The organism is Armatimonadota bacterium, assembly GCA_020354555.1.
GTDB lineage: Bacteria > Armatimonadota > Hebobacteria.
Genome location: CP070648.1, coordinates 4,632,494 through 4,636,963 on the forward strand (window position 1 = coordinate 4,632,494; position 4,470 = coordinate 4,636,963).

The following is a 4,470-nucleotide window of genomic DNA, read 5'->3' on the forward strand; positions in this document are numbered from 1 at the left end:
ACAGCCCGGCCGGGGGGAAACACAGCGCCAGCAGCGCGCCGGACAGCGCGCACAGCCCGACCGCGCTCCACAGAGATAGAGACTTCGTGCCTCGAATCGATCTCATTGCGTCGCCAGAGAGCCAACCCCGTCCCGGTGCGCCCGAACCCCGAGCCATTCCCGCCAATCGGGTTCCGGGCGCGATTGCAGCCTCGGGCCGCACCCTCCCATCGCCCTCCGGGCGCGATTATAGCTTTGGGCCGCGTCGGCCGCAACTCGCGCGCTGCACCGTACCTGGGCGCGCGTCGCAGCGCCGCTGTCCCGTGCGTCGCGGTCCCAGGCCCGAAGACGCAGGAGCATTTGCATCGCTCCCGGTCTGTCGGCTATAATGCGCTACCATGCCCGCGTGCGTGGAGATCACAGAAGTCAGTGTCACGTATCCCAACGGCGTGACGGCCCTGTCCGACATCAATCTCACGATTGAGGAGGGCGAGTTCGCCTTCCTCGTCGGCCCCACCGGGCACGGGAAGTCCACGCTGATGAAGCTCCTCTACCGAGAGGAGGTCGCGGCGAGAGGGAAGGTGCTGGTGTCCGGCTGGGACGTGGCTCGGCTCTCTCCTTCCCGCGTCGCCCGGCTGCGCCGCCGGGTCGGCGTCGTCTTCCAGGACTTCCGCCTGCTCCCGCGCACGGCATGGGAGAACGTCGCGTTCGCGCTTCACGCCACCGGCATCTCCTACCGCGAGGTGCTGCGGCGCGTGCCGCACGCGCTGTCCGAGGTGGGCCTGCTCGACAACGCCGACGATCATCCCTCCGCTCTCTCCGCGGGGCAGCAGCAGAGCCTGGCGGTGGCGCGCGTGCTCGCCATGCGCGCTCCCCTCATCCTCGCCGACGAGCCCACCGGCAACCTCGACCCCGCTTCCTCCACTCACGTCATGAGCTTGCTCGCCAAGACCAACGAGCAGGGAACCACAGTGCTGGTCGCCACGCACAACCCGGGCATCGTCGATGCCATGCGCCGGCGGGTGATCGCGCTGCGTCGCGGCCGCATCTCTAGCGATACCCCCGAAGGCGGGTACCCGGATGATCTGGGACGCGGTTGATTTCGTCTGCCGAGAGACGGCGCTCCATCTCAAGCGCGAGCGCTTGATCGGGATCGCGACCGTTTCCACGGTCGGCGTCCTGCTGCTAGTGCTGGGGGCCATCGCCCTGTTCCTGCTCGACCTTCGCCTCTGGACCGGCCGTCTCTCGGGGGAGATCCAGGTCCGCGCCTACTTCGCGGCCGACTTCCCGCGCGAGGAGGCGCAGAAGGCGGCGGAGGAGATCGCGGACTGGCCCGAGGCTGATTCGGCCATGTTCGTCTCGAAGGAGGAGGGCTGGGAGGAGCTGAAGGGCAAGCTCGCCAGCGGCGCGAGGCTGGGGGATGACTTCCGGGATCGCCTTCCCGACGCGGTATGGGTCCGCCCGAGCGACCTCAACCTCGTCGCGGCGCTGGCCGAGAAGCTCGAAGGGGTGGACGGCGTGAAGACCGTGAACCCCAGTGCGGCCGAGGCGAAGCGCACAGGCGGCTTCACGCAGAGCCTCGCGCGGTTCAAGCGAGTGGTCTCCTGGGCCGGGGTCGTGGTGGCCGTGCTGATCGTCGTCGCAAGCACGTTCATCGTCCACAACACGATTCGGCTCGCCCTCCACTCGCGCTGGCGCGAGATCTACATCATGCAGCTCGTGGGCGCGACGCGCGCCACCGTCGCCGCTCCCTTCCTGCTGGAGGGCATGATCCAGGGCCTCGCCGGGTCAGCGCTCGCCTGCTGCATCCTCATTCCAGCTCACATGTATCTCCGCGACCTCTCCGCCCGCGCCGCTCCGTTCTTCTTCCTGCTGCCCGACAGCGCACTGCTCCCCTTCACCCTCTACCTTCTCCTCGCGGGCGCGGTGCTCGGGCTCACCGGCTCCGCAGTCTCGATCCGCCGCTATCTCCGCCAGAAGCCCGAGTGGCACGGATAGCACATTCCCCCGTCGCGCGGCGTTGACACCGGCCGCCGACTCAGGCTAGAGTCGCGCGAGATGCTCGTCACACACCATCGCTCGGGAGTGTACACTGTGTCACACACCACTCGATACCTGCTCGGCGCACTCGCGCTGGGGCTCCTCACACTCGTCGCCGCGGGCTGTCGCGCCCCCGGAGCGTCGCCCTCCGGCTCGCCGCCGGTCACCACGTCGCCGGGCAGCCCGGCGCCCGACTTCTCTCTCGTCAGCCTCGACGGCGATGCCTACAGCCTCGCGGACCTGAAGGGCAAGCCCATCGTGCTCAACTTCTGGTCGTCCACCTGCCCGCACTGCGCGACGGTCGCGCCGTACCTCCAGGATCTACACACCCAGCACGCGGATCAGGGCCTCGTGGTCCTCGGCGTTGCCGGGCTCGACTCCGAGACCGCCCTCAGGGACAAGGCATCCTCGCTGAAGATCACGTACCCGATCGCGATCAGCCCGGACACCGGGCGCGCCTACGACGTAGCCCGCATCCCCCTGACTTACTTCATCGATCGAGAGGGGAACATCTCAGAGTCGATCCGCGGCGCGCAGCCGCGCGGGCAGTTCGAGGACGCGGCGCAGAAGATCCTCTGAGCGCGGTCCGCGCGCATCTGCGCGACGGCCGCGGAAGCTGCGGGCGCACCTGCCAATGGCAGGTGCGCCCTTTGCCTGCGTGTCAGCCACGCCGTGTAGTGCGTGGTCTGGAAGTGCTCCCTCAAGAACGCCGCGCAGTGCGTGGTCTGGAAGTGCTCCCTCAAGAACGCCGCGCAGTGCGTGGTCTAGAAGTGCTCCTTCAGGAACTTGAGATTGCGCGCCGCGGCGGCGACCGGGTCATCGGTGGCGGGGGTCTCAAGTACGAGATAGCTATCGTATGCTATCTCGTCCAGCGCTTGCTTTACGGCCGCCATGTCAACGCGGCCCTCTCCCATGTACTCGCCCCGCGGATCCTTCGCGTGCACCTGCGCGATCCGGGAGCCGAGGGCCTTGATCTCGGCGACCGGGTCGCCGCCGAGCGACAGGCCGTTGCCGAAGTCGTAGTAGACCTGGACGGCGGGCGAGGCCACGCCGTTGGCGATCTCCAGCAGCGCCTCCGCTGTTCTCCCGCTCCCTCGACCGACGTTCTCGACCGCCAGGCACACCCCCGCCTCCTCCGCCGCCGGCGCCGCCTTCTTCAGCTCCTCGATCCACATCGCACGCGCGGCGTTCTGATCCTCGCCCTCCGCGCCCGGCGTGATCGGCACCAGGATGACCTTCCCGCCCAGCGCCGCGCACCACTGGATGGCGTCGGCGGTGAATCCCTGCGCCCGCGCTCTCACCGCGGCGTCGGGATTGGCGAAGCTGTACGTCCAGAACGTGCCGAGGCACAGCGACGCCAGCTCCACGCCGGCTTCGGCGAGCAGTCGTTCGATCTCCGAGCGACCTCCACCGTCCCACAGCATGTTCTGCTCGTAGTCGGCCCCGATGTCCAGCTCCACCCCGTCGAACCCCACCTTCCCGGAGTTCCGGATGACGTCCGGGTACGGCCCCGGCATCGAACTGCTCATCAACCCGTATTTCATGGCGCCCTCCAGCATACCGCGGCCCGGCGTGGCGCGCCGGCCGTTCGCAGACTGCGGGTTCGCCGCGTGCGCCATGCCGCCTGCCGCGGGGCGCCGCCCCCCGGCGAACCCGATGGCGCGCGCGTCGCGTTTGTATGCTCTCGCGGTGACAGGAAACCGCGGCCGGCGCGGGAACCCAGGTTACCGATCGCCCGCGCTGGAGACGCTGCATGCAGGAGATCGGCCTCGCGCTACTGCTCACGACGCTCGCCGGGCTGTCAACGACCGTCGGCGCGGCCATCGCATGGCTCGTGCGGCGGCCGGGGCCGGCGTTCATGGCGCTCAGCCTCGGCTTCTCGGCCGGCGTGATGCTGTACGTGTCGTTCGTCGAGCTGCTGACCGCGGGCATCGAGGAGATCGGCCTGCTGTGGAGCCAGGTTGCGTTCTTCGCCGGGGTTGGTGCGATGCTGCTCGTGGACGCGCTGATCCCGCACTCCTACAAGGGCGAGGAGGACCCCGGCATGGGCGTCAAGGACGCGCGCCTGCTGCGCACCGGCCTGTTCGTCGCGCTGGGGGTGGGGATCCACAACTTCCCCGAGGGCTTGGCGACCTTCGCCGCCACGCTCAGCAGCGTGCAGCTCGGCGCGGCGATCGCCGTCACCGTCGCCATCCACAACATCCCCGAGGGCATCGCCGTCTCCGCCCCCATCTACGCCGCCACCGGGAGTCGCACGAAGGCCTTCGGCTGGTCGTTCCTGTCCGGCCTCGCCGAGCCGCTGGGGGCGGCCGCCGCCGCTCTGGTGCTGCTGCCCTTCCTGGCCCCGGGAGTGCTCGGCGCGCTGCTGGCGCTCGTCGCCGGCTTCATGGTCTTCATCGCCCTCGACGAGCTGCTCCCCGCCTCCCACGCGTTCGGCAGAGAGCATCTCAC

The 4,470-nt window shown here is 69.2% G+C and carries 5 protein-coding genes; 4 read left to right on the top strand and 1 reads right to left on the bottom strand.

Annotated elements, in window-relative coordinates:
* Positions 1-377: 377 nt before the first annotated feature.
* The 3 genes from JSV65_19010 to JSV65_19020 all read left to right on the top strand — a co-directional run bounded on the left by JSV65_19010 (position 378) and on the right by JSV65_19020 (position 2,598).
* The gene (locus JSV65_19010) at positions 378-1,079 is read left to right on the top strand and encodes an ATP-binding cassette domain-containing protein (protein ID UCH34583.1); all 702 of its coding nucleotides are present in this window, start codon (positions 378-380) and stop codon (positions 1,077-1,079) included.
* Complete coding sequence (locus tag JSV65_19015) at positions 1,060-1,977, top strand: FtsX-like permease family protein (protein ID UCH34584.1); 918 nt, start codon at positions 1,060-1,062, stop codon at positions 1,975-1,977. The genes JSV65_19010 and JSV65_19015 overlap by 20 nt, the downstream gene beginning before the upstream one ends.
* Before the next feature lie 96 nt (positions 1,978-2,073).
* Complete coding sequence (locus JSV65_19020) at positions 2,074-2,598, top strand: TlpA family protein disulfide reductase (protein UCH34585.1); 525 nt, start codon at positions 2,074-2,076, stop codon at positions 2,596-2,598.
* A 185-nt stretch (positions 2,599-2,783) separates the two neighbouring features.
* Here JSV65_19020 and JSV65_19025 read toward each other — a convergent pair whose 3' ends face one another.
* Positions 2,784-3,563 carry a sugar phosphate isomerase/epimerase gene (locus JSV65_19025; protein ID UCH34586.1) on the bottom strand — a complete coding sequence of 260 codons (780 nt, stop codon included), beginning with the start codon at positions 3,561-3,563 and terminating at the stop codon, positions 2,784-2,786.
* 209 nt (positions 3,564-3,772) lie between these two features.
* Between JSV65_19025 and zupT the strand changes: the two genes are divergently transcribed.
* Positions 3,773-4,470 (top strand): zinc transporter ZupT (gene zupT / locus JSV65_19030; protein ID UCH36848.1); only part of this gene is annotated, 698 nt, incomplete at its 3' end.